This window comes from Deltaproteobacteria bacterium, assembly GCA_016235345.1.
Classification (GTDB): domain Bacteria; phylum Desulfobacterota; class Desulfobacteria; order Desulfobacterales; family Desulfatibacillaceae; genus JACRLG01.
On sequence record JACRLG010000001.1, the window covers coordinates 65,204 to 89,762 of the forward strand.

21 protein-coding genes are annotated in these 24,559 nt (G+C 58.1%); 10 read left to right on the forward strand and 11 right to left on the reverse strand.

Translation table 11 applies throughout. From position 1 onward, the window contains the following. Positions 1-4 precede the first annotated feature (4 nt). The 6 genes from HZB23_00265 to HZB23_00290 form a co-directional block, all read right to left on the reverse strand. Positions 5-928, reverse strand: a complete 924-nt coding sequence (locus tag HZB23_00265; protein MBI5843083.1) for a DUF362 domain-containing protein — start codon at positions 926-928, stop codon at positions 5-7. A gap of 238 nt (positions 929-1,166) precedes the next feature. After that, on the reverse strand, positions 1,167-2,894 hold the full coding sequence (locus tag HZB23_00270) for a YcaO-like family protein (protein MBI5843084.1): 1,728 nt from the start codon (positions 2,892-2,894) through the stop codon (positions 1,167-1,169). Beyond that, a complete protein-coding gene (gene larE, locus HZB23_00275; protein MBI5843085.1) occupies positions 2,891-3,727 on the reverse strand; it encodes an ATP-dependent sacrificial sulfur transferase LarE in 837 nt (278 codons plus the stop codon). Before larE ends, HZB23_00270 begins: the two co-directional genes overlap by 4 nt. Then, positions 3,714-4,487 (reverse strand): crotonase/enoyl-CoA hydratase family protein, encoded by a 774-nt coding sequence (locus HZB23_00280; protein ID MBI5843086.1) that lies wholly within the window; start codon positions 4,485-4,487, stop codon positions 3,714-3,716. The genes larE and HZB23_00280 overlap by 14 nt, the downstream gene beginning before the upstream one ends. A 119-nt stretch (positions 4,488-4,606) precedes the next feature. Then, positions 4,607-5,548: a hypothetical protein gene (locus tag HZB23_00285; GenBank protein MBI5843087.1), complete on the reverse strand. Its 942-nt coding sequence runs from the start codon at positions 5,546-5,548 to the stop codon at positions 4,607-4,609. 249 nt (positions 5,549-5,797) lie between these two features. Then, positions 5,798-6,232, reverse strand: a complete 435-nt coding sequence (locus HZB23_00290) for a hotdog fold thioesterase (GenBank protein ID MBI5843088.1) — start codon at positions 6,230-6,232, stop codon at positions 5,798-5,800. Between the two features lie 189 nt (positions 6,233-6,421). Between HZB23_00290 and dnaJ the strand changes: the two genes are divergently transcribed. From dnaJ to HZB23_00325, 7 genes are all read left to right on the forward strand, one after another. Continuing rightward, positions 6,422-7,522, forward strand: a complete 1,101-nt coding sequence (dnaJ, locus tag HZB23_00295) for a molecular chaperone DnaJ (protein ID MBI5843089.1) — start codon at positions 6,422-6,424, stop codon at positions 7,520-7,522. 202 nt (positions 7,523-7,724) lie between these two features. After that, on the forward strand, positions 7,725-8,099 hold the full coding sequence (locus HZB23_00300; GenBank protein ID MBI5843090.1) for a 6-carboxytetrahydropterin synthase: 375 nt from the start codon (positions 7,725-7,727) through the stop codon (positions 8,097-8,099). 165 nt (positions 8,100-8,264) lie between these two features. Further along, complete coding sequence (locus tag HZB23_00305; GenBank protein ID MBI5843091.1) at positions 8,265-8,489, forward strand: ferrous iron transport protein A; 225 nt, start codon at positions 8,265-8,267, stop codon at positions 8,487-8,489. A gap of 155 nt (positions 8,490-8,644) precedes the next feature. Then, a complete protein-coding gene (gene feoB / locus HZB23_00310) occupies positions 8,645-10,705 on the forward strand; it encodes a ferrous iron transport protein B (GenBank protein ID MBI5843092.1) in 2,061 nt (686 codons plus the stop codon). A 49-nt stretch (positions 10,706-10,754) separates the two neighbouring features. Then, positions 10,755-10,943 carry a hypothetical protein gene (locus tag HZB23_00315; GenBank protein MBI5843093.1) on the forward strand — a complete coding sequence of 63 codons (189 nt, stop codon included), beginning with the start codon at positions 10,755-10,757 and terminating at the stop codon, positions 10,941-10,943. Then, positions 10,930-11,196: a type II toxin-antitoxin system RelE/ParE family toxin gene (locus tag HZB23_00320; protein MBI5843094.1), complete on the forward strand. Its 267-nt coding sequence runs from the start codon at positions 10,930-10,932 to the stop codon at positions 11,194-11,196. The genes HZB23_00315 and HZB23_00320 overlap by 14 nt, the downstream gene beginning before the upstream one ends. A 127-nt stretch (positions 11,197-11,323) precedes the next feature. Further along, positions 11,324-11,887 (forward strand): hypothetical protein, encoded by a 564-nt coding sequence (locus HZB23_00325; GenBank protein MBI5843095.1) that lies wholly within the window; start codon positions 11,324-11,326, stop codon positions 11,885-11,887. A 39-nt stretch (positions 11,888-11,926) separates the two neighbouring features. On the opposite strand, the gene HZB23_00330 is transcribed toward HZB23_00325, so the two are convergent. The 5 genes from HZB23_00330 to HZB23_00350 all read right to left on the reverse strand — a co-directional run bounded on the left by HZB23_00330 (position 11,927) and on the right by HZB23_00350 (position 17,661). Beyond that, complete coding sequence (locus HZB23_00330; GenBank protein ID MBI5843096.1) at positions 11,927-12,985, reverse strand: phosphotransferase family protein; 1,059 nt, start codon at positions 12,983-12,985, stop codon at positions 11,927-11,929. A 7-nt stretch (positions 12,986-12,992) separates the two neighbouring features. Further along, positions 12,993-13,697 carry a TetR/AcrR family transcriptional regulator gene (locus HZB23_00335; protein ID MBI5843097.1) on the reverse strand — a complete coding sequence of 235 codons (705 nt, stop codon included), beginning with the start codon at positions 13,695-13,697 and terminating at the stop codon, positions 12,993-12,995. A gap of 343 nt (positions 13,698-14,040) precedes the next feature. Further along, positions 14,041-15,237, reverse strand: a complete 1,197-nt coding sequence (locus HZB23_00340) for an acyl-CoA dehydrogenase family protein (protein ID MBI5843098.1) — start codon at positions 15,235-15,237, stop codon at positions 14,041-14,043. A 14-nt stretch (positions 15,238-15,251) separates the two neighbouring features. Beyond that, entirely contained in the window at positions 15,252-15,950 is a 699-nt protein-coding gene (locus HZB23_00345; protein ID MBI5843099.1) for a histidine phosphatase family protein, read from the reverse strand. A 193-nt stretch (positions 15,951-16,143) separates the two neighbouring features. After that, positions 16,144-17,661, reverse strand: coding sequence for a DEAD/DEAH box helicase (locus tag HZB23_00350; GenBank protein ID MBI5843100.1), 1,518 nt, complete (start codon positions 17,659-17,661; stop codon positions 16,144-16,146). A gap of 1,105 nt (positions 17,662-18,766) precedes the next feature. Here HZB23_00350 and HZB23_00355 point away from each other — a divergent pair. The 3 genes from HZB23_00355 (at position 18,767) to HZB23_00365 (ending at position 24,372) form a co-directional block, all read left to right on the forward strand. Further along, complete coding sequence (locus tag HZB23_00355) at positions 18,767-22,045, forward strand: PAS domain S-box protein (protein MBI5843101.1); 3,279 nt, start codon at positions 18,767-18,769, stop codon at positions 22,043-22,045. A 189-nt stretch (positions 22,046-22,234) separates the two neighbouring features. Further along, complete coding sequence (locus tag HZB23_00360) at positions 22,235-22,885, forward strand: CBS domain-containing protein (protein MBI5843102.1); 651 nt, start codon at positions 22,235-22,237, stop codon at positions 22,883-22,885. A gap of 194 nt (positions 22,886-23,079) precedes the next feature. Beyond that, entirely contained in the window at positions 23,080-24,372 is a 1,293-nt protein-coding gene (locus HZB23_00365) for a 3-deoxy-D-manno-octulosonic acid transferase (GenBank protein ID MBI5843103.1), read from the forward strand. The last annotated feature ends 187 nt before the right edge of the window (positions 24,373-24,559 follow it).

The window sequence follows — 24,559 nt, forward strand, 5'->3', positions numbered from 1 at the left end:
GTGTTCATATGCGGATTTCTTTAATCATGAGATTTTCGATGTCCATTCTGCCAAGTCCCCGCTCATGGGCCAGACGCAGGTGGCGGACCTGTCGTGGCGCGTATTTTTTGCCGTACCAATCGAAGGACGCTGTAGTATAGGCGTCTGCGGCCACCATGTCGGCTGATGCGATGACCTTGCCGGGCCTTAGTATCTTGCCGGGACCGCCGGGTCCGTTGGACGACAGAACCCGCGTGGCGTCCACCACGGTAAGGTCCGCTTTTAATACGGTGTGAAGATCAACAATGCTTTCGTGGAGGCCATTGCGGTGGAATGCCTTTCGATCCAGGACAAGCCCCATCATCCCCTTCATGGAAAGGCTCACCCCTGCCCCGGTATGGGACTTGGCAACCGGCGCGGCAATGATCTTGTCGGCCAGAAGAACATCTTTCATCAACAATGTTGAATTAAGGACGCGCCCGCTCTGTATCCTTTTTTCCGAAAAAAAAGGCTCCTGATATAAAACCCGGACATTCACCCTGGGAAGGGAGGAGCATGCCTCTCTAATACGTGTGGTATCCAGACAGCCCAGGGGATTGAACAGCGGATTGTCCACCACAAGAACTGAAAAGGCGCCTGCTTCAAGACACAAAGCCGCCAACGCCGCCACCACCTCCGGGTGGGTGGTTGTCGCCGATTCCGGCGGCTCGGCAAAGCTCATATTGGGCTTGATGACCACCCTGTCGCCATTTTTGATGAATCTTCCCATGCCCCCCAAAACCTTGATCGCCGCCCGAACCGCCGCTCCCGGCGGGCCTTGGGCCACGGCGATGTCCGGAACGGCCGCCGACGAAACATCATCAGGAGAAAAAAGCCCGACTCCCGAAGCAGCAGCGGCGGCCATCAGGCCGAGTTTGGCCTGAAGTTTTAAAAATTCCCTTCTATCCATCACAATGCCCCTTATTGTTGATTATGCCTCCATCTGTATTTAGCTTGAGAGAAGCATATGTCAAGCAGTTTAGACAGCAATTTCCGGTTAGTAAGTTGCCTGCAAACTGTGACGATTCCGCAAAAGCCTTGCCGGGTTTCCTTAAGGCTCGCATGTCGCAGTTATTAAGTAAGCAAACATCAATATGTGGTGTGTCAAGCTCGCAGTCAGTGGGTTTTTACGAAGCCCTCAAAATTCTTCAGCCCTTTGCAGTCAGCTTCGAAAGCCCGTTGCGGGCGAATTCGATTGAAGGGTCGAGGGCAAGGGCGCGCTGGAAACTTTCGGCGGCTTCGGCGTTCTTGCCAAGGGCCGCCAGGTTCACGCCCAAGTTGGCGTGGTCCATGGCCGAGCCCGGGTCAAGGGCAAGAACCTTGGTGAAGGTTTCCGCCGCCGCCTCGTGGTCTTTTAGCTTGAACTGGCAGAAACCCAAAAGGTTCAGGCAGTCGGTGCGGTCGGGGTCCAGGGACGCCGCTTCCTCAAGGGTCTTTTGGGCCTCGTCGAAGCGTTCCATTTCCTTCAGGGCCATGCCCTTGTAAACAAGGATGCTCCCCAGGTCCTCGCCCTCCGGGTTGCGGGAAAGGGCCTCGTCAAAGGCGGAGAGGGCCGATTCCGGGTCTGAGAGGGCCAGATTCACGGTCCCCCGGTAAAAGGGCAGGTAATGGGTGGGGCCGAATTTCGCCTCCATTTTGCCGATAAGGCCCAGGGCCTCGAAGGGCCCGGCGTTCCGGCTTGCCATGCGGGCAAGGAAGAGTCCCACCGAAGCCTGCTGCGCCCGCTCCCGGAAGCGGGTTCCCGGAATCATGGTGTAAAAGGATGGGATTTGAAGGCCCTTATGGGTTGTCTCGACGGCGTAAATGCTGAAATTGCGGGATGAAAGCGCCCCAAGAAGATTTTCCACCTCAATTTTCACGTTGTCGTTTGAAAGATCGGGAAGATTTGAAACCGTGGAAAGCTCGGCGGGATTTATCACCGCCCCGATTTCCGCCATGCTCTTGGGCTTGGGAAGCCCGGAGGCCACGTAAACCCTGCCGGAATTGAAATCCCCGGCGAGCTGGGCCACTTCCGTCAAGGCGCGGTTAAGGGCCTTTTGGGGATGCGGGCAGGTCCCGGCGGTCCACACTATTTCGCTGGTGCGGCCAAGCGTTACGGGGTCGAAGCCAAGGGCCGCCACCGTGGGTATGCCCATATCAAAAGTGAAATCGGACAGATAGATCACAATTCCCGCCCCGTCGTAGCGGGAAAGAAGGTCGAGCGCCACGGGGTCGTCTATGCCTTCGCGGGTGAGGCCGGGAAAGGGCCGCCCAAGGGAGGCAAGGGCGCTTGTGTGGCGCTCCACGACCTCGCAGATGCCCTGGCACAGGGCCTCCTCGGTTCCGTTTCCTGCGCTCGTGCCGTTAAACTCGTTTATGGCGAAAAACCAGTCAAAGGGAACCAGCACGTTTTTTCCCGTGGATAGCTCTGTTGACCAGGCCCAGCGCTGGGGGTAGAGGCGGAAAAATTCCAGCGCCGCATCACGATCGCCCGATTCGTCGTTCACCGAGGCCGCCACTTGGTCAAGCGGCAGGGCGTCCGTTTCGAAATCCGCGTGGGTTCCGAAACGGAAATTGTCGGGGTCGTTCATAAAGGCGTAAAAGCTGAAGCGCTCGGAAAGCTCCATGACGGCGCTGGCGCGGGCCTGTAGGTCGGTTCCGCCTTTGCCCATCTGCTTTCTTATGCCGGTGAGAGCGCGGGCGTCCTTGCCGTAGATGGAAAAATAGACCGGAATCCCAAGCCTGCCGTTGTCAACCCGCACGACCTTATCGAAAACCGAGATTCCAAGGTTTTCCACCCGGCTCATGAAACGGGCAAGGGTTTCCTCCTGGGTGGCGGTCTTGTCCTGGTCCACCCGGCTCTTCTTGAACACGTCTTTAAGGACGATGGTTTTCATTGTGAATCCGATATGTTGTTGATGGAATCGATTGGCCGGTTGAGGCTTCCCGTGCGATAGCCTTTAAGATCGATGGCCGAATAAATAAATCCGACGGATTCCAGAAAGTCCGCCACGCAGGCCCGAAAGAGCGGATCTTTGAAGCGCGGAAAATCGGCCTCCGTAACCTCTATCCGGGCAGTGTCCCCGTGATGCCGCACCCTTAGCTGGCCGATTCCAAGATCATGCAGGAAATCCTCGGCCTTTTCAACGGCTGAGAGCTTTTCGGCGGTTATGGGGCTTCCGGTGGGGATTCGGGATGCAAGACAGGCGGAGGAGGGCTTGTTCCACGTGGAAAGCCCCATGGAGCGCGAGATTTCGCGGATTTCCGCCTTGGTAAGGCCCGCCTCCGCAAGGGGGGCGGCAATTCCCATCTCCTTTGCGGCCAAGAGGCCGGGCCGGTAATCCATCGAATCATCCGCGTTGGCCCCGTGGACAAGCGCCGGAAAGCCTTCTTTCCGACCCGCTTCCAGCATGGCCGCAAGGTGCGAGCGCTTGCAGAACCAGCACCTGTCGCGGGGGTTGGACGAAAATTCCGAAAGCTCCATCTCGCGTCCCGGAACCACTATGTGCCTTACCCCAAGGCTTGCGGCGAGAGCCTTGGCCGCTGCAAGCTCCCGGCGCGGCACGATGGGCGAATCGACGGTTATTCCCAGAACGCCTTCGCCGAGCGCCTCGCGGGCCAGGGCCAGGAGCAGGGACGAATCCGCCCCGCCGGAAAAGGCCACGGCCAAAGGCCCGGCTTTTTTAATTATGCTTTCGGCGAGCCTGCGCTTTTCCTCAAGGACGCTCACGGTCTTTTCCCGCAGTGTAGCGCGCCGCCCCGTTAAGGGTTTCGCCGCTTCTTATGGTTTCCATGCCCATCATAAACTCGTTTTCCATGGCCTGATCAAAGGGCAGTGAAAGCCCCTGCAGCATGGCCATGCGGTCGTTTCTCATGCAGGTCTGGGGCCAGCGGGAAATCTGCTCCGCAAGGGCTTCCGCCTCCTCGCGGGCCTTTCCCGTGGGAACCACGCGGTTGGCGAGCCCCATTGAAAGCGCCTCCTGGGCGGCCACGCTTCTGCCGGTGAGCACGAGGTCCATTGCGCGGGACAAGCCGATGAGCCGCGCAAGCCGCACGGTTCCGCCGTCGATCAAAGGCACCCCGTAGCGGCGGCAGAAAATCCCGAAAACGGCGTCTTCTTCCATCACGCGCAAATCGCACCAGATGGCGAGTTCAAGCCCCCCGGCCACTGCAAAGCCGGAAATTGCGGCGATGACGGGCTTAGATAGCACCATGCGGCTTGGTCCCATGGGCCCCACCGCGTTCATGTCTGCCTCCAGGGGGTTGGCGCGGGGAAGGCCGGGTTCGGACAGGGCCTTCAAATCCGCGCCCGCGCAGAAACATCCCCTCGCCCCCCACAAAACCGCCACCGAGGCCGAATCATCGGCGTCAAATTCCGTGAACGCCGCGAAAAGCTCGCGGGCGGTGGGTCCGTCCACGCCGTTTTTGACATCCGGGCGATTGATGATGACCGTCCACACCGGCCCGTTTTTTTCCACCAGCACGTTCATGGGAATCATCCTCGATTTTGGTCTGAAAACTGAAATCCGCCTTGATTCTTCAAATCTACGCAAAAAATCCAAAAACCGCAAACGGGATTTGACACGGACTTCAGCGGCTTTCATCCGCGTCATTTAACCCCCGAAAGCCTCGCCGTAACAAGGGCCGCTATGTACTCGGCCTCGGCCTGGGGAACCGGAATCGTGACCGATGCAACCTTCCTGTCGTTGCGGGCAATGAGGCAGCTGTGCGATTTGGCGAATTTTTTAAAAAGTCCCAGCATGTTTTTAAGGCTCTCCCGGCCATGGTCACGGGCTGATCGTTCCGTGAGCCATGCAGCAGCGAAGAATTCCTCCATCAGTTCCGCCTTCATTTTAACAACCGTGCGGGAAATCATGCCTTTTTTTCGAATCAAAAGGCCCTGTCTATCTGCGGTTATAATGGTTCGCTCAGACGCATGCTGGAAGACAAAGAAGATGCCCAGAAAAGAAATTATATTGACAGGGTCTATTAACGGTAAGAGCAGGGCATTGACACCGGGCGGATTGACGACAATTAAGGTGCCAGTAAGATATTGAAATAATGTTATTATTCCAAACACTCCCATAATAGCCAAAACGGCTATCTTATGAAAAACGATGAAGCCCATTAACGGGATCTCAATAACAAGCGTCCTGCCGTCGTCCTCAAGGCTGGAGAGCATTTCGGCGGGTGGCTCAGGCAGGGTATCCGGTTTTTCCCTCCTGTGTGATGCCTGCGCGGCCAGGGATTCATTCAAGCGGTCGGGTTCGCGCACCACAAGGGTTCCCTCCGAGCGGTCATGGAGGGGGACTTCCCAGAATCCGGCTATGGCCTCGGCAATACGGCGGGATTCGAGATATTGGAAGGATTTGCTGAACTCTATTTCTTCCGGCCCGCCGGCAAGTATAACCGGATAGCATGGGCGTCTTGACTTGGAACTGTCCTTGTATTTCAGGATGCGGTCTATCTCCACCCGCTCTACGCCTTTTAAAGCGAAGGTTTTGGACTTGAATTTGACGGAGGGCCACAGGCCCCACCAGATTTCACCCATTTCGTGGACGCGGTCGAATTCGGCATTTATCCGCCCCAAAAGCATTCCAAGCCCGATCAATAGAAAACCGCCGGCAGGAAAAAGCGAGGCGAATTTCTCTGAAAGGCCGGCAGGACCCACCCACTGTATGATTATGAAAGCCGCCGAAACCACCGCAATCAGAAAACCTGCAACCGCGAGCAACCCGCCCCCGCTTGTAAGCACCAACTCCTGCCTCGTTTCCCTGGTGACTCGCATGTAAGTCTCTCCTTATTCCGCCTTCTCGAAAAAAGGCAGAGGTTTCCCCGTCCGAAACGCCAGCGCCTGGCAGATGGCGATGAGCCCCCCGCCGTCCTCGGTCACCCTTATTTCATAGCTTGCGGTGCGCTTGGTGAGGCTGGTCTCTTTGGCGGTCGCGGTGAGATTCGCCCCCGGCTCCGGGCTTTTGACGTAGGTGGTGGAAACGTTCAACGCCACCGCCACCGTGCCGTGGGTCTGGCAGGCGGTCTCGAAGGCCTCGTCGATGAGGGCGAAAACCGCCCCGCCGTGGGCCCGGGAAAAGAGGTTGTCCATGCTTTCGGGTTTTAGAAGCATGGCGACCGTGGAGCATCCCTCCGAAAGCTCCACGAGTCTCAATCCCATGGTTTTTGCGAAGGGTTCCTTTTCCACTGCGGAAAATATGGCGGAACGAAGATTTTGATCCATGAAGCCCCCGTGTTGCGGTTTTATTCGGTTGACAACGTGAATATCCGTATTAGTTTCGGAGATTGATAATTGCGCGGATCAAGGGCGTTTGGGCCGGCACCGGCCAGTGAAGGCGCCGGACATTTTTCAAGGTCGTTTTCCGCCAACAAAGCGTATTGCAAACCATTTATCAAGCCCCAAGATTGAGCCATGAGCGAAAAACGCTGTTATTACGAAATACTGGAAGTCAGCCGCGAAGCCACGGACGACGAGATTAAATCAGCCTACCGGAAGCTGGCCTTGAAGTTCCACCCGGACAGGAACCCCGGCGACAAAAAGGCCGAGGACTGCTTCAAGGAAGCCGCCGAGGCCTATGAAGTCCTGCATGACAAGGAAAAGCGCGAAGTCTACGACCGCTACGGCCACGACGGCCTTTCCGGGCGAGGGTATTCGGGTTTTTCGGGCTTCGAGGACATCTTTTCCAACTTCGGCGACATCTTCGAGGAGTTCTTCGGCTTCGGCGGGGCCCGCCGCCGGGGCGGGCGAAGCGCGCGGGGCGCGGACCTTCGCTACGATCTCACCCTCTCCTTCATGGAAGCGGCCTTTGGCTGCGACAAGGAAATCGAGATTCGGAAGCGCGAAATCTGCGCGACCTGCAAGGGCAAGGGAAGCGCCGAGGGCAGCGAGCCTGCCACCTGCCGCCACTGCGGCGGAAGCGGCCAGATTTCCCAGAGCCGGGGCTTTTTCACCGTGCGCACCGGCTGCCCATACTGCCGGGGCGAGGGCCGGGTGATCACCAACCCCTGCCCCAAGTGCCACGGCCAGGGCATGATGGACACCCGGAAGAAGGTCACCGTGCGTGTTCCGGCGGGCGTTGACCGGGGCTCGCGGCTGCGGCTTTCCGGCGAGGGCGAGGCGGGACCCGCTGGCGGGGTTCCGGGCGACCTCTACGTGTTCCTCGACGTCAATCCCCACGAGTATTTCCAGCGCGACGGCAAAAACGTCATCTGCCGGGTCACCATCAGCTTCATCCAGGCGGCCCTTGGCGACGAGGTGATGGTTCCCACCATCAACGGCGAAAAGGCGCTCAAAATCCCCAAGGGCATTCAGCCGGGCGAGATTCTCACCTTCCACGGCGAGGGCATCCCCTCCCTTCGGGGCGGCACAAAGGGCGACCAGATAATGCAGGTTCTCATCAAGACCCCGGTGAACCTTTCAAAGGAGCAGGAAAGGCTCCTTGAGCAGTTCGCGGAGCTTGAGAAGAACAAGTTTACCTCGAAGATCAAGAAACTCTTCGGAAAAACCGCGTGAAGCCGGTCTAAAACGCGAACTGCTGTGTCAGGCATCACCAAAAAGTCGGTCACGTACAAAGGCGTACGCTCCCTCCTTTTTGGCTCGCCTTCCTTGCATTTCATCGTTTTATCCAGGCTTCACGTCGAGACTCTGCCGGAAAGTCGGGGCTGATCTTAACAGGCTTAAAAAACATTAGCAAAAAAGGTTAACGGAAAACTCCATGTACGAATTGAAGGTGAGAACAAGGTTCGCGGCTGCTCACAGGCTGGCCATGGTCGGGCATAAATGCGAAAATCTCCACGGCCACAACTGGACCATTGAAGTGGTGCTGAAGGGCGACAGCCTGGACGGCGGCGGTGTGCTCATGGATTTCGGCATAGCCAAAAAGCATCTTGCGGGCGTCATGGACTCGCTCGATCATAAATTTCTGAACGAGTTGCCCGCTTTCCTTTCCTGTCCGCCGTCTTCGGAAAACATCGCCAGGATCGTGGCGGTAAGCATGGCCGAAAGAATAGATTCGGACAGGGTAAAGGTCTATTCCGCCACCGCCTGGGAATCCGAAGACTCTGCGGCGACCTATATTGCCGCACCCTGACGGGATATCAGCCTGTCTAAAAACGCGAACTGCTTTGTTGCGCTTCAAAGCCAATTCCGTCACGTACATTAAGTACGCTTACTCATTGGCTTTTTGCGCGCCTTGCATTTCATCGTTTTTATACAGGCTTTGCATCTTGCCCTTTTTCAACAGACTGAGAACCACATGCTTCTAAGCGAAATGAAACAGGGCGACCGGGGGACCATAGTGAAGGTGGGCGGCGAGGGCTCCTTCCGCCGCAGGCTCCTTGAGATGGGCTTTCTGCGCGGCTCAATCCTCACCGTGGTGAAGTACGCGCCCCTCAAAGACCCCCTTGAGGTGATCGTGGGCCAAAGCCACGTTTCCCTCCGGGTGGAGGAGGCGGCGCAGATTGAGATGAAATCGGCCTGAAAGTTTTTTCCTGGCATTTTAAAGGCTGTCCACAAGCGATGAGATGCAAGGAAGACGAGCCGAAAGGGAAGGACGCGTACCCCAAGGTACGCGACGCCCCTTTTGGAGAAGTCTGACGCAGCAGGTCGCGCTTGTGGACAGCCGTAAAGGTTCACATGGCAAAACTCACTGTCGCCCTTACGGGCAACCCCAACTCCGGCAAAACCACCACCTTCAACAACCTTACGGGCACCCGCCAGAAGGTGGGCAACTGGCCGGGGGTGACGGTGGAAAAAAAGCTCGGCGCGGTTTCGCACAAGGGCGTTGACCTCACCGTTGTTGACCTTCCCGGCACCTACAGCTTAACCGCCTTTTCCATAGAAGAGATTGTGGCTAGGAACTTCATCCTTGAAGAAGCGCCCGATCTGGTCGTCGACATAATCGATTCCTCCAACCTTGAGCGCTCGCTCTTTCTGGCCACCCAGCTTCTCGATCTCGATTCGCCGGTGCTACTGGTTCTCAACATGTCCGACGTGGCCAAGAGCCGTGGACAGACAATCGACGCGGAAAAACTCTCCGAGCTTCTGGGCGTTCCGGTTGTCTCCACCGTGGGCAACAGGAACGAGGGCACAGAGGCCCTTCTGGACGCCATCGTGTCTGCGGCCAACAAGAACGCCTGCCCGGACCCCGGACGCCGGGTGCGCTACACCCGCGACCTGGAACAGGCCGTGGAAACGGTTCGGGAGCGCCTGGCTGCGGCGCTTTCCGCCGACTGCCCCTTTGATCTGCGCTGGACAGCGGCCAAGCTCATCGAGCATGACTCCATCGTGCGGGAAAACATCGAAAAGGCCCTTGGCGAAAACGCCCCGGCGGTGATGGCCACCCTGGACGCCGTGCGGGAGCGGCTGGCGGACCTTTTCGACGACGAGCCGGAAATAATCATGACCGAGGAGCGCTACGGCTTCATTTCCGGCATAATCCGGGAGGTGGTGAAAAACTCGGTCCAGAAAAAGGTGGACGTTTCCCGCAACATCGATCTCGTTCTCACCAACCGGTTTCTGGGTTTTCCCATTTTCATCTTCTTCATCTGGGCCATGTTCCAGCTTACCTTTACCATAGGGGCCTATCCCCAGGGCTGGCTGGAAAGCCTCATGAACCTCATCATCAGCCTCGCCAAGGACGCACTTCCGCCCGGCGTGGGCGCGGATCTTTTGACCGACGGCGTGCTCTCCGGCGTTGGCGCGGTGATCGTGTTTCTCCCGAACATCCTTATTCTTTTCTTCTGCATCGCGCTTTTCGAAGACACCGGCTACATGGCCCGCGCGGCCTTTTTGATGGACAGGATAATGCATCTTCTGGGCCTGCACGGAAAAAGCTTCATCCCGCTCCTGATGGGTTTTGGCTGCAACGTGCCAGCAATAATGGCGGCCCGCACCCTTGAAAGCGACCGCGACCGCATTTTGACCATACTCATAAACCCGCTGATGTCCTGCTCGGCCCGGCTTCCGGTTTACGTGCTGCTTGCAGGGGCCTTTTTTCCGGGCAGGGCCGGAAACGTGATTTTCGGCATTTATTTATTGGGAATCGTTCTTGCGGTTGTTATGGGCAGGATTTTTTCATCTACGATTTTAAAGGGTTGCGTGGCTCCCTTTGTGATGGAGCTTCCCCCCTACCGGATGCCCATGGCAAAGAGCCTGGCCATCCACATGTGGGACCGGGCCAAGATGTTTCTGAAAAAGATGGGCGGGGTTATCCTGGTGGGCTCCATCATCATCTGGTTTCTGGCCTCCTTCCCGAAACCCGACGCCCCGCCCCCCGGAACCGATCCCGCGCTTGCCGCCGCGCAAGCCGTTGAAACGTCCTTTCTTGGCCGCATGGGCCATGCAGTGGAGCCGGTTTTCGCGCCCCTTGGCCTTGACTGGAAATCGGGAGTGGCCCTCATCACCGGCGCGGTCGCCAAGGAGGTGGTCGTCAGCACCCTTGGGGTTCTCCACCAGTCCGATTCCGAAGGCGGGCTGTCGGAATCCCTGCAAAAATCCGGCATGACTCCCCTATCGGCCCTGGCCCTCATGGCCTTCGTCCTCCTCTACATGCCCTGCCTCGCCACCGTCGCCGCCATCCGCCACGAGACCGGAAGCCGCAAGTGGACCGTCTTCGCCGTAAGCTACTCCACCGCCCTTGCGTGGTTGGTCTCTTTTGGTATATACCAAGGCGGTAGATTGTTGGGCCTGGGGTAGCCGCTTCATCAGGCTCAAGGGTTGGCGCTTGCAAAAAGGAGTTTGGGACATGGCTATTTCACAGCAGTTCATTGTTGACGACAGCGGCAGGAAGACGGCGGTTTTGCTTCCGATAAGGCAATACCGCAAACTGATGGCCGATCTTCACGATCTGGCCGTGGTTGCGGAGAGAAAGGACGAAAAGCCGGTCAGCCTTGAAGAAATGAAAAAGAGGCTTGCCAGCGATGGCGCATTATAGCGTTACTTTCAAGCCTTCCGTGGAGAAGGATTTTCGTGCTCTTCCCAAGGCTGTCGCCCATCGGGTGTGGGCCGCCATCGAAAAGCTCGCCGAAGAGCCATTGCCGCGAGGGGCTTTGAAGCTGACAGGTTCGGAAAGCCTCTATCGCTTGCGTATTGGTGATTATCGGCTCATTTATGGCGTGGATAATGAAAAAAGCCAGGTATTGATTCACCATATCCGCCACAGGCGGGAAGTTTACAGGCAGTTTTAGCAACCTTGTGCCGACGTGCTCAGCGGCCGCCATCCGCCACGAGACCTGAAGCCGCAAGTGGACCGTCTTCGCAGTAAGCTACTCCACCGCTAATGAAATCCATAGGTAACGGAAGGGCTAAAGCTAAATGGATGAAACCCCGATAATGACATATAAGGATGCGTCTATAAGCAGAAAGCAAACGCTAACTTTAACGAACGAAAGTGTTAATGTAAAAGGTAAGGTGTTTTTTAAAGCAGAATATGAAGCCTCTTTTCCCTTGAACATGATTTCTCCTGAATACCATAAAATCTTTATGAGGTATAATATATTTTGGGCTTCTATTTTATTCGCCATTATCTCATTTATCGCTGCAAAAATTTATTATTCAATTCCAGGTGCAAGCATAGAAACTACCATTGGTAGACTGATTACTGTTATGCCTGTGCCTTTTATTGTAACGGCATTATTAACTTATAAAAAAATTAGAGTCGCAGTTTTTAATAACCGACAGGGGCAGGCACTTTTTGTCATTATTGAAGACAGGAAGAAAAAGGACACGTATGGGGATATTGTAGAAGCTATAGCAAGAACAATCAAGAAAAACGAACAAGATCAAGAAAATCTTGCCACCGCGCCTAGGGAGTCTGAAAGCGATGAAATGCAAGGAAGAGTGAAGCGGGCGGGAAGGAATAGTACTTGCCGTACATGACGACCCGCCCGCTTTGCTCTGACACAGCAGTTCGCGCTTTCAGGCACCCTGGATGACTTGCGTACACACCTGATCCAAGATATGCACCGCGAAAATAAGGCGGGCGAAGCGTTCGTCCTTGGTTTCGCCCTTGTGGAAGCGGTAGTAAATCTGCTGGGCGATGACCGCCAGGCGGAAAAGGCCGAAGCAGAAGTAGAAGGGCCAGTCGTCCACCTTACGGCCCGAAAGGGCCTCGTAGAGCGTCACAAGCTTGCTTCGGTTGAGGCAGCCCGGCATGTTGGTGGGCATCATGCGCATGGCCTCAAGCTCCGCCGGGTCCGAAGCCTCAACCCAGTAGCCAAGGGAGCTTCCAAGGTCCATTAAAGGATCGCCCACGGTGGCCATTTCCCAATCCAGCACGCCGATTATCTTCAAGGGGTCATTGGGGTCCAGCACCACGTTGTCGAACTTGTAGTCGCCATGTATTACGGCGGCCCGCGTCACGCCCTGGGGAATCCGGCCCGCCAGCCACTGCATGGCCTCCTCGAAATCCGGGGCGTCCGGGGTGCGGGCGGCGCGGTATCGCCTGCTCCAGCCTTCAACCTGCCTTGTTATGTAGCCCTCCGGTTTCCCGAAGTTTTCCAGGCCCAGGGCCTTGTAATCCAGGCCGTGCAGTTTTACGTGAAGATCGATCAGGTTCTCGCAGAGCTTTTTCGCCATAACGGGTGTGAAGTCTATCCCCTTTGGCGGGTCCTTGCGAAGGATTATGCCCTTTATGCGCTCCATCACGTAAAAGGGCGCGCCTATTATGGATTCGTCCTCTGTGTAGGCAAGGGGCTTGGGGCAGGGGAAATGGGGGGAGAGGGCTGAGAGGATTTTAAACTCCCGGCCCATGTCGTGGGCGGTCTTGGCCTTGGTGCCGAAGGGCGGGCGGCGCAGAACGAGCCCGGTGTCGCCCACCGTTATGAGATACGTCAGGTTCGAGTGGCCGGAAGGGAACTGGCCCACGGTGACGGGGCCGGAAAGGCCCGGTATGGAATCCTTCAGAAAGGGCTCGATCTTTTTGGCGTCAAGCTCCTCGCCCTGCCTTGTTTCCTTGGCCTTGTCCAGATTATCCATGATTTCCTCATTCTATCGGAAGCGGCTTTCCGGGGCAGACAACGGCCTCGATCCAGCCGATGACGAATTTTACGTATTCTTCGACGGTTACGTTCCGCGAGCGGTATTTCCAGCGTTTGACGTACCATTCCTGGAGCATGGCCTTTATGATGGCCGCCGTCATGTCCGGGTTTTCCACGGTAAAGACGCCTTCCGCCCGCCCCTTGACCAGGATTTCCGCAAGCACCTGCTCGGTGAAAATCTCGCTTGCGATGGCCTCCTTCATCTGCTTCTTGTCCAGGTTCCGGGCCTCCATGAAGGAGAAATAGAACCAGGGCTGCATGGCCTCCGAAAGATAGACGTGGGCGGTGATTCCGGCGCGCAGCTTTTCCCGCCAGCCGTCGGCGGCCTCAACCTGGGAGACCATTATGCGGGCGGTGAGGCGGCGGCCCTGGTCCTGGATCATGGCTAAAAGCTCGTCTTTTCCCGCGAAATACGAATAAAGCGCCCCCATTGAAAGGCCCGCGCCCTCGCTAAGATTGCGAAGGCTCATGGCGTGGAAACCCTTCTTGTTGCTGATCGCAAGGGTTGCGTCGAAGATTTTGGCCAGGTTCTTCACCACCCGGTCTTCCTTCTTCACCTTGATCTTGTCGGCGTTTTCCGCGTAAATCTCCTGGCAGATGTCCTTTTTGGACACAGAAACCAGGTTCTTGAATTCGGCAAGGGTTATCATGAGTGTTTCCCCGTAAGTGGTTAATTTTTAACGGGTGTATTAAAGCAGGATGAAAACCTCTTGTCAAACAAGGCCGCCCGGCTCTCGCCGATAGCGGTGTCAAACTTCGCCGGTCTCGGTGCTCACGTATCTCGATACGCTCCGCCCTCGCCCTGCTCGTTTTCCTTGCTCTCGACGATTCCGGGCGGCCTTGGCCTTAGCTGCCATGTATTTTATTACAGCCATTCCAGCCGTCGAGAGACAATATGCGAAGCCCTCAAACTGCGCGTAGCGTGCGCAGCACGCGAAGCGTAAACAAAGGGGGTCCGGGGGCCGTCGGCCCCCGGTCGCCGGAGGCATTCTTTTACTTTTTGTACCGGTCCAGAATCCTTCTTGCCAGCGCCGCCTTATGGACTTCGTCCGCGCCGTCGTAGATGCGGGCCGCGCGTTCGTGGCGGAAGAAGAAGGCTATGGGGGTGTCGTCGGTCATTCCAAGGCCGCCGTGGACCTGGAGGGCCCGGTCAACCACCCGGTTCATGGTGTTGGCCACCACGAATTTTATCATGGACACCTCGTCGCGGGCCTCCTTGTGGCCAAGGGTTTCCATTGCCCATGCGGCGTGGAGAACCATGAGGCGGGCGGCCTGGATTTCGGCGGCGGAGTCGGCGATCCACTGCTGTACGATCTGCTTGGAGGCAAGGTTTCTGTCCGGCCCCATCTTGCGGTAAACGGCGCGTTCGCACATCAGATCGAAACTGCGGGATGCCACGCCGAGCCAGCGCATGCAGTGGTGGATTCGTCCGGGTCCGAGTCTGTCCTGGGCGATGACGAAGCCCGTGCCTTCGGGGCCTAAAAGGTTCGATTGGGGCACCCGGCAGGACTGGTAGATGATCTCGCCGTGGGAAAAGTAGCCGTCGCCGCTGTGGCCCATGACCGGAATGTTGCGCACGAGGTTGAAGCCCGGAGTGTCGGTGGGCACGATTATCATGCTGGCCCTAAGATAGGGCGAGGGGTTTTCCGGGTTGGTGACCGCCATGATGATGGAGAATTTTGAGCCGTCCGCCGCCGTGGAGTACCACTTGTGGCCGTTAATTATGTAATCGTCGCCGTCCTTCACCGCCGTTGCGTCCATCATGACCGGGTTGGAGCCGGGCATGTCAACCTCGGTCATGGAAAAGCAGGAACGGATTTTTCCGTCGGCCAAAGGCTGAAGATACTTTTCCACCTGCTCCGGCGTTCCGTACTTGTGGAGGATTTCGGCGTTGCCCGCGTCCGGGGCCTGGCAGCCGAAAACGTAGTGGCCAAGGGGGCAGCGGCCCAGAACCTCGGAGACAAGGCCGTGTTCCATGAGATTCAAGCCCATGCCGCCGATGTCTTTGGGAAGGTTGGGGGCCCAAAGCTCCATTTTTTTCACCATGTCGCGCTTCTGGTTCAAAATGGGCTCGACCTCTGCGAAGGTCTTTCCCAGGAATTCGCGCTCAAGGGGAATGAGTTCCTTGTCAACGAACTCGCGGGCGAGCTGGCAGACTGCCTGCATCTTTTCTGAAACGGTGAAGTCCATTGTTTGTCCTTTTTCTATCGAAGGGTGAGAAGGTTTCTGTCGCCCGTTATTTCGAGATGCGCGGTGTCGTTGAAGCCCAGAAGGAAGAGGCCGCGCGGGGTGGCCTTTATGCGTGTGACCGAGGCGTTGCGTACGGCGAAGGCGAGCTCCATGGTCTTTTCTTCGGATAGCCCCAGAACCGCCTGCATGGCGGCGGACACCGGGCCTGCCGAGGTGAAGACCGCCACGTGGCGGGCATCCGCGTTTTCGTCGGCCACTTTTTGAAGCCCGTCGCGCACCCTTTGGGTGAAGGCCCGCCAGTTTTCGCCCACTCCGGGGTCGATCTCGCCCCTTGCCCAGGCCTTCATCATTTTCTCGAAAAGCCGGGCAAAGGCTTTTTTGTCGGTAAGGCACTTGGCCACGTCTGCGGCCACGTCGGGGTCTTCCCGGATCATGCGGCTTACCTCGTGATTCCACACCGTTCCCGCGTCGAACTCGTCGAACTCGGCCAGAACAGTCAGCGCCGGGGTTTCGGGCCGGGCCGAAAGGGGCTCGGCGGTCTGCCTGTGGCGCACCATGTTGCCGGTGTAGCAAGCATCAAACCGCATGGAAAGGCGCACCGCGTGGTCCGCGTAAAGGTCTGCCTGACGCCGGCCCACGGTTGATAAGAGGTCGTAGTTGGCGGCCCCGAAGGAGGCCTGGCCGTGGCGAATCAAATGGATTATGACGCTCAATGGACGGCTCCTGTAAATGATCTCAAGCTACCGAAGATTATTCCATAAATCCGGTTCCAGTGTCAAGAAAAAAAGCGAGCGGTCGTTATTTTTTATGGAAGGGGGAAAGACCGGTCCGGGCTTTTGGGGCAAGGAGGATGAAAGGAAGGCAAAAAGACCGGAAAGCGGAATGAATCCGTTTTCCGGATATCGGTCAGGACGGCTGGTTGTCGGAGGGTGCGGGGGAGGGATTTCCCGAAGGATTCCCGCCGGTTTTTCTGCGCCGCCTTCTTTTTGGCCTGGAATCGGCTCCCGGCGCGTCGGGCGAGGGAGTAGCCGGGCGCGGTTCGCTTTCGGCCCTGGGCTTGGGGGCAACGGCGCCGGAAGCCGGTCTCTCCGGCCTTTTGCCCGAAAGGGGCCTTCGGCTCCTGCCCCTGTCCGCTCCCTGGCTTCCCCTTCCGCCCGGCCTTGACGGCCCGGAATCCTTCTTGCGATAAGGACGCCCCGGCTTGGAGAGGTCCTCGCCGTACCAGTCGGGTTCGGGCCAGCATACCGGAATCTTGTGGCCAAGGGAGCTTTCCAGGCCTTCCAGGTAGAAAACCGTGCGGTCGCAGGCAAGGGTTATGGCTTTTCCGGTCTTGCCCGCGCGGGCCGTGCGGCCTATTCTGTGGATGTAGTTTTCAGGGTCCTGGGGTACGTCGTAGTTGATGACGTGGCTTATGTCCTCCACGTGGATGCCCCGTGAGGCCACGTCGGTTGCCACCAGGATGGAAAGCTCGCCGTTTTTAAAGGCTTGCATGAGCGCCAGCCGCTTTTTCTGCACAAGGTCGCCGGTTATGCCTTCCGCCGGAAAGCCGTTTTCGGAAAGACGCCTTGCAACCTCCTCCACAGTGCCCTTCATGTTGGCGAAGATGATGGCCCGTGTCCAGTCCTCGCGCCTCAAAAGCCCCAGAAGAAGGGAGAATTTTTCGTCCACCCCCACGTGGAAAAGGCTCTCTTCGACACCGGCCACCAGGACCGTGGCTTCGGGGGCGTCCAGAAACTCCGGGCAGTTCATGTATTCGTATGTCAGTTCCAGCACCCGGTAGCTCAAGGTGGCGGAAAAAAGCATGGTCTGGCGTCGGTTGTAGGGGGGGAGGTTTTTCAGAATATAGCGCATGTCCTTGGCGAAACCAAGGTCTAAAAGTCTGTCCGCCTCGTCTATCACCGCGATTTTTATGTCTTTTGTGAGAAAGATTTTCTGCTTGAAATAGTCGATCAGGCGCCCCGGAGTGCCGATTACGATGTCCACGCCCTTTTTCAGCTCGCCGGCCTGTTTGGCGTAATCCATGCCGCCCACAACGGCGCAGGAGGAAAAGCCGGTGTGCGCGCCAAGCAGCTGCGCATCGGCGAGTATCTGAAGGGCAAGCTCGCGGGTGGGGGCCACAACGAGGGCCGAGGGGCCGCCGCCTTCGATCTTGGGTTCGGACATAAGGCGCGTGAAGAGAGGAACAAGGAAGGCCGCTGTTTTTCCGGTTCCTGTCTGGGCCTGGCCCGCCACGTCCTTGCCTGTGAGGGCCACGGGGATGACAAGGGCCTGGATGGGGCTCAAGTTCACGAAGCCTGCGTCCGTTATGCCCTGGGCCACCTCCTTTGGAAGGCTGAAATCATCGAAGGTCTTCCGGGTGAGAAAGCCGGGCATGGGGCCCCGCTGCCACGCGGGATCGAAATCGTTCACGTCCTCATCTGTCATGGGAAAATCCTGAACCGTGCGCCGGAAGCGCCACGGCAAAATGTATTATTATCGGAAACAGCCCTGCTGCGGGCTGTACTTGGCGTTTCGGCATCGCATGTTACGGGGGGCTTGGATGGTTGCCGGACACGCGAACGCCGGAACCCGCGCAAAGAGAGGTCATACCATTCTCAATGTATCCTATAATATTTCCCATGTTGTCAACCTTCTTCCCGGAAAAACCCCGACAATAATTCCTGTGAACCTGGAAGGCCCCGTCCATCCGGGCGAAACCGGCCTTTTGCCGCCGCTTGACCGGCGCCGCGAGCGTTACTATATTAAGCGAAGCATGGTTCTTTTCCGTTTTTAAGGAAACCTGTCCGAAGGGCGAAATGCCGTAAGCCTGATCCTCCGCTGTTTTTGGGAGTGAGAAAGATGGAATTAAACCCTGCTCTTAATATTATAAAACTGAGAAGCCGCGCCCCTTTCGGGCCGGCCTCGTTACAGGGAGGGGAAAAAAATGCTGGAGCTGATTCTGGTGGGCGGCTTCATTGCCGCGTATCTTTTTCTGCAGCTTTACCTTCTGCCCAAAATGGGCGTCTCCACCTGAATGCGCGATTCCTGCCAGTTGGCGGGCCCTGAAAAAAAAGCGCCGGGAACGGATGGCGAAAAAGCCGTTGAAAAAAACTGACAAGCCCTCAAAAAGCCGCGCCGCCAGGGATCGCTGCGCGGCTTTTTAAGGCCCCCCGCGCCCAAATACAGGGGAAAACCTCTCGCGGCCTCCCCCAAGCCTTCCATTGAAGCCCCTTGCGAAAAGAGGCTCTGCGGTCTTGGCCGCCGCCAACTGTCCGTTCCTGGTACAACCTGCTAATTTACTTAAAAAATTTACAAAAAATGCCCCTTGACCCAAGGTGTTGTTACATGGTATTGTAACACCCGAATAGTGTGAAAGTTGCATAATCTCCGTCCGTATTTTGTACGACGCCGTCAAACCTTGCTTCCTCGGCATGGGCCAGCCCTTATCCCTCATTCTCCGGCCAAGACTGCGTTTACAGGGCAGTGCTTTTTCCTTTCGGCCCTGATTATCCGTGTATCATAATTCCTTACGATATCAAAGGTTACGGCCATGGTGGTCATTGCCCTCATAAGCAACCTTTCTCTGCTCGTGGCTTTGAGCGTGATTTCGGAATTCATCGGCCAGCGATGGAAAACCGGCGTCACGGCTGCGCTCTTGCAGGGGCTGGTCTTCGGAGGGGCGGCTGTCATCGGGATGCTGGAGCCGCTGGTGCTTGGGCCGGGCCTCATCTTTGACGGCAGAAGCGTCATGATTAGCCTGTGCGGCCTTTTTTTCGGGCCTCTCGCCGTGACAGTGGCCAGCGCCATGGCCTTCACCTGCCGGGTTCTCCTTGGCGGAGTGGGCGTTTACATGGGGGTTCTGGTCATAGCGTCCTCTGCGGTATTGGGAAACATCTATCACGGCAGGCGCATCCGCCAGGGCGGGCACTTGTCCACCCTTCAGATCTTCGAGTTCGGCCTCATAGTCCATCTGGCCATGCTCCTCCTGATGTTCGCCCTGCCCCTCAAGGAGGCGTTTGAAACGCTGAACCGCCTGGGGCTCGCCATCATGCTGACCTATCCTTTGGCCACCGTGGCCATAGGCAGGATTCTTTCCAACGGCATGGAGCGCGACAGTTTTTTCAAGGCCATGCAGGCCGGCAGGGAGGAGTTGGGCGCAACCCTTTACAGCATCGGCGACGCGGTGATCTCCACCGACGGCCATAACCGGGTCACGCGCATGAACCCTGTGGCCGAGCGCCTCACGGGATGGACCGAGGCCGAGGCAAGGGGCAGGGCCCTGGATGAGGTCTTCGCCATAGTCAACGAAAAGTCCCGCGAAAAGGTGGAAAACCCGGCCCGGAAGGTTCTCGCCGAAGGGCGGGTGGTGGGGCTTGCCAACCACACCCTTCTTTTGGCCAGAAACGGAACCGAGTATCCCATAGCCGATTCCGGCGCGCCCATAAGGGGAACGGACGGCAGGGTTTCGGGGGTTGTCCTGGTTTTCAGGGACCAGACCGAGGAGCGCCGGGCCGAGGAGGCGCTCCGCCATAGCGAGCGCAGGCTTTCAACCCTCATCGGCAACCTTCCGGGCATGGCCTACCGGTGCAACATGGACGCGGACTGGACCATGCAGTTCGTGTCCGAAGGAGCCGCCGCCCTTACAGGCTACGCGCCTGAAGACCTTCTTTTCAACAGGCGCATATCCTACGCTTCCATCATCCACCCGGACGACCGTCAAATGGTTTGGGACGAGGTTGTAGCCGCGCTGGACGAAGCCTCGCCCTTCACCCTGGAATACAGGATCGTCACCGCTAACGGCAAAACGAAATGGGTGTGGGAGCGGGGCTGCGCGCTCATGGGCCCGGACGGCGAAGTGGAGGCCCTGGAGGGCTTCATAAGCGACGTCACCTCGCTGAAAAAGGCCAGGGAGGAGGCCCTGAGGGCCAAAAGGGACTGGGAGGACATTTTCCAGGCCATAGGGCACCTTACCCTCATACTGGACAAGGAGCACAACATCCTCGATGCGAACAGGGCCGCGACCCGCATAACCGGCCTTTCCGCAAAAGAGCTCTGCGGCATGAAGTGTTACGAGGTGCTTCACATGTCAGACTCGCCTCCGGCCAACTGCCCCCTCACCAGGATGAGGCGCACCGGGCGGCTGGAAATCGAGGAAATGGAGGTTGAGGTTCTGAACCGATGGTTCCTGGTCTCCTGCACCCCGGTTTACGACGGTGACGGAAACCTCGACAAGATCATCCACATAGCCACGGACGTTACCGAGCGCAAGCAGGCCCTTCTGGCCCTCCGCCAGAGCGAGGAGCATTTCCGGGACCTTTTCCAGCGCGCACCATTGGGCTACCAGTCCCTGGACGCCGAGGGCCGCTTCCTGGAGATCAACGACACCTGGCTGGACATCATGGGCTATGCCCGCGAGGAGGTCGTGGGAAGGTGGTTCGGGGATTTCCTGGTTCCCGAACAGGTGGCGGCATTCCGGGAACGCTTTCCGCTCTTGAAGGAAAAGGGGAGGATTCATTCGGAGTTCCGGATGCTCCACAAGGACGGAAGCGTGCGCGCAATATCCTTTGAAGGCAGCGTGGCCACAACGCCGGACGGCGCTTTCAGCAAGACCCACTGCATCCTCTCCGACGTGACCCAGGCCAAACTTTTGGAAGAGGAAAAGGCCGCGCAGGAGGCCATAAGCGCCCAGATCAGCAAGGCCGAAAGCCTTGGCCGCATGGCCGGGGCCATTGCCCACCGGTTCAACAACCACCTGATGGCGGTCACCGGAAACCTGGAAGTGGCGCTTCTGGATCTGCCGAAAAACTCCAGCCCCGCCGAAAGCCTGTCCGACGCGCTGGATGCCGCCCGCAAGGCGGCGGAGCTATCAAGGCTCATGCTCACCTACCTGGGCCAGACCCCGGCCCGGCGCGAGCCGGTGGACATTTCCGACCTGTGCAAAAGAACCCTGGCCTTTCTGGCGGAATCCATTCCCAGGGACACGGTCCTGGAAGCCGACCTGCCATCGCCCGGCCCCGTCTTGAACGCCAATCCGGGCCAGATAGAGCAGATTGTCGCCAACCTGGTGGCCAACAGCCATGAATCCTTTCCCGATGGAAGGGGACATGTCAGGGTTTCGGTGAAAAACGTACGCTGCATGGATATACCAGTTGCCCACCGCTTTCCCGCCGAGTGGCGGCCCTCCGACGACACCTGCGCCTGCCTGGAGGTTTCGGACACGGGCTCCGGCATAAAGCGCGAGGACATCCCGAACCTCTTCGATCCCTTCTTTTCCAGCAAGTTCACCGGGCGCGGCCTGGGTCTTCCGGTGGTTCTGGGAATCGCCAGGGCGCACCGTGGGGCGGTCACAGTGGAAAGCGAACCCGGCAGGGGAAGCGTTTTCCGGGTCTATTTTCCCTTGTCCGGCGAGGAGATTGCCACCAAGTCGGAAAGGGCCGCCGTGTCAACCGGCGCATCCGAGGGAGGCAGAGTGCTTCTGGTGGAGGATGACGACCTTGTGCGTCAACTGACCTCCGACCTTTTGAAGCGCCTTCATTACGAGGTGGTGGAGGCCAGAAACGGGCAGCAGGCGCTGGAGCTTTTCCAGCAGAACATGGATGACATCCGCTGGGTTTTGTGCGACCTCACCATGCCCGGAATGGACGGCTGGGAGACCATGGCCGCCCTGCGAAGGCTTTCCCCCGGAATCCCCGTGATTCTGGTTTCAGGCTACGACGAGGCCAGGGTGATGATGGGGGACCATCCCGAATGGCCCCAGGCCTTTCTCAGCAAGCCCTACCACATAAAGCAGCTCAAAGACGCCATAGCCCACGCCCTTGCCCACAGGTGATCCGGCTTTCCGGTATTAGGCCCGCCGGAAAACCAGCCGCCCCCCTCCGCCCCAAATGCGTTCGCCCTCGAAAAAATGGTTTGAGACTGGCGAAATTCCGGGTATAGTCAGAAGACAGGAAAAAAGTCGCGGGCGGCCCGTTGCCGCCCCATCAATTTTGACAGCGGTGCGGTTTCGCAAGGAGGGCCTATGTTCATAAAAGACGTCATGACGGCGAACGTGGTGACAATTTCAAGCGACACGTCGCTTTCCGAGGCAAAGCGGGTGATGCAGGCCCACAGGTTCAAGCGCCTGCCGGTGGTGGACAAGGGGCGGCTCATGGGCGTGGTCACCGAAAACCGCCTGGAGCACATTTCCCCGGAAAAGGCCACCAGCCTCACTCTCTGGGAGGTGGGCTTTCTCCTGGAAAAAACCCCGGTGGCCCGGATCATGGAAAAAAACGTGGTCACCGTGGAGCCTGAGATGACGGTGGAGGAGGGCCTTGCCATCGCCCAGAAGAACCGGGTCGGGGCCCTGGTGGTGGTGGAGGGCGGAAAAAACGGGCAGGTGGTGGGAATAGCCACCACCAACGACTTTTTTTACAGCATCGCCAACAAGGTCCTTGGCATCGGCGAGCCTGGAAGCCGCGTTCACGTGGAAAAGGGCGGCGAGGCCGAGGCCCTGGAAAAAATCATGGCCGCCGTGGTTTCGTGCGGCATGAGCCTGACCACCGTCCACATAATCACCAACGCGCCGGGCGCGGACAAGGACGTGGTCATCCACCTTGCCGAAAACGAGCCCTCCTGCCTGGTGAAGGCCCTGGACGCCGCCGGCTTTTCCTCCGCCGTGCGCAAGAGGTGAATTTTCCGCAAGAGCCGCTCCGTCAGCCCGTTGAAAAAGGCTGGACATGAAGCCTGTCTAAAAACGATGAAGTGCAAGGAGTGCGAAAAGCCAATGAGCAAGCGTACTAAAAGTACGTGGCGGAATTGGCTTTGAAGCACGACACAGCAATTCGCGTTTTTAGACAGGCTGTCAGGCATCACCTGGAATACAACATGCGCCATCAGCCCTCCCTTTTGTCCGTCTACCGGGCTCTTACCCTGGCCGCGTCCATTGCGGCGTACCCGGCGGCAGGGAAAGGGCCGCCCGGCGGGGCGGCAAGCCGGTTCGGGCGCTACCCGAAGGTCTACGTTCCAGATACTGCGGGGCCGCGCCTGTGGCTCCACGCATCCTCGGTGGGTGAGGCCGAGGCCGCAAGGCCCCTTTTCGACGCCCTGGCGCTAAGGTTTCCCAGGGCCGCCTTTGTGGTTTCCACCGGCACGTCCCACGGCTTTGAAAGGGCGGAGGCCCTTTTTGAGGGGGCCGCAACGGTGGTGCCCGCGCCCCTGGATTTTCCCCGGTCGGTGAAAAACGCCCTCGATTCATTTCATCCCCACGCCCTCATACTTCTCGAAACCGAGCTTTGGCCCAACTGGATAATGGAGGCCGCAAAAAGGGGTTGCGCCGTGGCCCTCGTTAACGGGCGCATCTCGGCCCGGTCGGTGGGACGCTACGTGGCCCTAAAATCCCTCTTTGCCCCGGTTTTTGAGAGGATGTCCGTCTTTTCCATGATCGCCGCCGAGGACGCGGCCCGCATAAGAAAAATGGGCGCGCCCAAAAATCTAATACGGATTTCCGGCAACGCCAAGTACGACGCCCTGGACGAAAAGGCCCGGCGCGGCCCGGACGAGGGCGTGAAAAGGCTTCTTGGCGATTTGGGCGGCCCGGTCTTCGTGGCCGGAAGCACCCGTACCGGCGAGGAGGAGGCCGCCTGCTTCGCCTTTTCCCGGATGCTTGCGGAGTTCCCCGCCGCCCGGCTGATCCTGGCCCCAAGGCACGTGGAGCGCGCCTCTGCGGTCGAGTCGGTGCTTCACTCCTTCGGCCTTTCCTTTGACCGCTTGAGCGATCTTTCAGCGTCGGGACGCCCCTTTTCGGCCCCGGCGCTCCTGGTGGACCGCATGGGGCCGCTCTTTTCCCTCTACTGGGCAAGCGACTTCGCCTTTCTGGGCGGGAGCCTCGTTCCCAAGGGCGGCCACAACGTGCTTGAGCCCGCTGCCTGGGCAAAGCCCGTTCTCTTCGGACCCCATACCGAGGATTTTTCCGAGGCCGCAAGCCTTCTGGAAAAAACCGGCGGCGGAATAAGGGTGAAGAGCGCGGGGGAGCTGGCCTCTGCGGCCCTCGATCTTTGCAGGAATCCCCGCCACGCGGAACTCATGGGGCAGAAAGCCCGGAAGGCGCTTTTTGCCCACCAGGGCGCGGCGGACAGGCACGCCCAAGCGGTGGCTGACGTTCTTAACAAGCCTGTCTAAAAACGCGAATCGCTGTGTCAGACATCGCCGGGCGGGTCGAAATGTACGAAAAGTACTATTCCTCCCCGCCCGGCTTGTCTTCCTTGCGCTTCATCGTTTTTATCCAGGCTTTCGGGAACTTCAGCTTGCATAAAAATGAATTGGGGGCTTTTCCCCTGGGAGCGCGGGCGTCCCGCCCGCTTTTGCC

What these genes read in the sequence shown, in the direction of transcription:
- HZB23_00265 (MBI5843083.1), bottom strand. Translation starts at nt 928, where the DNA reads ATGGATAGAAGGGAATTTTTAAAACTTCAGGCCAAACTCGGCCTGATG.
- HZB23_00270 (MBI5843084.1), bottom strand. Translation starts at nt 2,894, where the DNA reads ATGAAAACCATCGTCCTTAAAGACGTGTTCAAGAAGAGCCGGGTGGAC.
- HZB23_00280 (MBI5843086.1), bottom strand. Translation starts at nt 4,487, where the DNA reads ATGAACGTGCTGGTGGAAAAAAACGGGCCGGTGTGGACGGTCATCATC.
- HZB23_00285 (MBI5843087.1), bottom strand. Translation starts at nt 5,548, where the DNA reads ATGGGTGAAATCTGGTGGGGCCTGTGGCCCTCCGTCAAATTCAAGTCC.
- HZB23_00290 (MBI5843088.1), bottom strand. Translation starts at nt 6,232, where the DNA reads ATGGATCAAAATCTTCGTTCCGCCATATTTTCCGCAGTGGAAAAGGAA.
- dnaJ (MBI5843089.1), top strand. Translation starts at nt 6,422, where the DNA reads ATGAGCGAAAAACGCTGTTATTACGAAATACTGGAAGTCAGCCGCGAA.
- HZB23_00300 (MBI5843090.1), top strand. Translation starts at nt 7,725, where the DNA reads ATGTACGAATTGAAGGTGAGAACAAGGTTCGCGGCTGCTCACAGGCTG.
- HZB23_00305 (MBI5843091.1), top strand. Translation starts at nt 8,265, where the DNA reads ATGCTTCTAAGCGAAATGAAACAGGGCGACCGGGGGACCATAGTGAAG.
- feoB (MBI5843092.1), top strand. Translation starts at nt 8,645, where the DNA reads ATGGCAAAACTCACTGTCGCCCTTACGGGCAACCCCAACTCCGGCAAA.
- HZB23_00315 (MBI5843093.1), top strand. Translation starts at nt 10,755, where the DNA reads ATGGCTATTTCACAGCAGTTCATTGTTGACGACAGCGGCAGGAAGACG.
- HZB23_00320 (MBI5843094.1), top strand. Translation starts at nt 10,930, where the DNA reads ATGGCGCATTATAGCGTTACTTTCAAGCCTTCCGTGGAGAAGGATTTT.
- HZB23_00325 (MBI5843095.1), top strand. Translation starts at nt 11,324, where the DNA reads ATGGATGAAACCCCGATAATGACATATAAGGATGCGTCTATAAGCAGA.
- HZB23_00330 (MBI5843096.1), bottom strand. Translation starts at nt 12,985, where the DNA reads ATGGATAATCTGGACAAGGCCAAGGAAACAAGGCAGGGCGAGGAGCTT.
- HZB23_00335 (MBI5843097.1), bottom strand. Translation starts at nt 13,697, where the DNA reads ATGATAACCCTTGCCGAATTCAAGAACCTGGTTTCTGTGTCCAAAAAG.
- HZB23_00340 (MBI5843098.1), bottom strand. Translation starts at nt 15,237, where the DNA reads ATGGACTTCACCGTTTCAGAAAAGATGCAGGCAGTCTGCCAGCTCGCC.
- HZB23_00350 (MBI5843100.1), bottom strand. Translation starts at nt 17,661, where the DNA reads ATGACAGATGAGGACGTGAACGATTTCGATCCCGCGTGGCAGCGGGGC.
- HZB23_00355 (MBI5843101.1), top strand. Translation starts at nt 18,767, where the DNA reads ATGGTGGTCATTGCCCTCATAAGCAACCTTTCTCTGCTCGTGGCTTTG.
- HZB23_00360 (MBI5843102.1), top strand. Translation starts at nt 22,235, where the DNA reads ATGTTCATAAAAGACGTCATGACGGCGAACGTGGTGACAATTTCAAGC.
- HZB23_00365 (MBI5843103.1), top strand. Translation starts at nt 23,080, where the DNA reads ATGCGCCATCAGCCCTCCCTTTTGTCCGTCTACCGGGCTCTTACCCTG.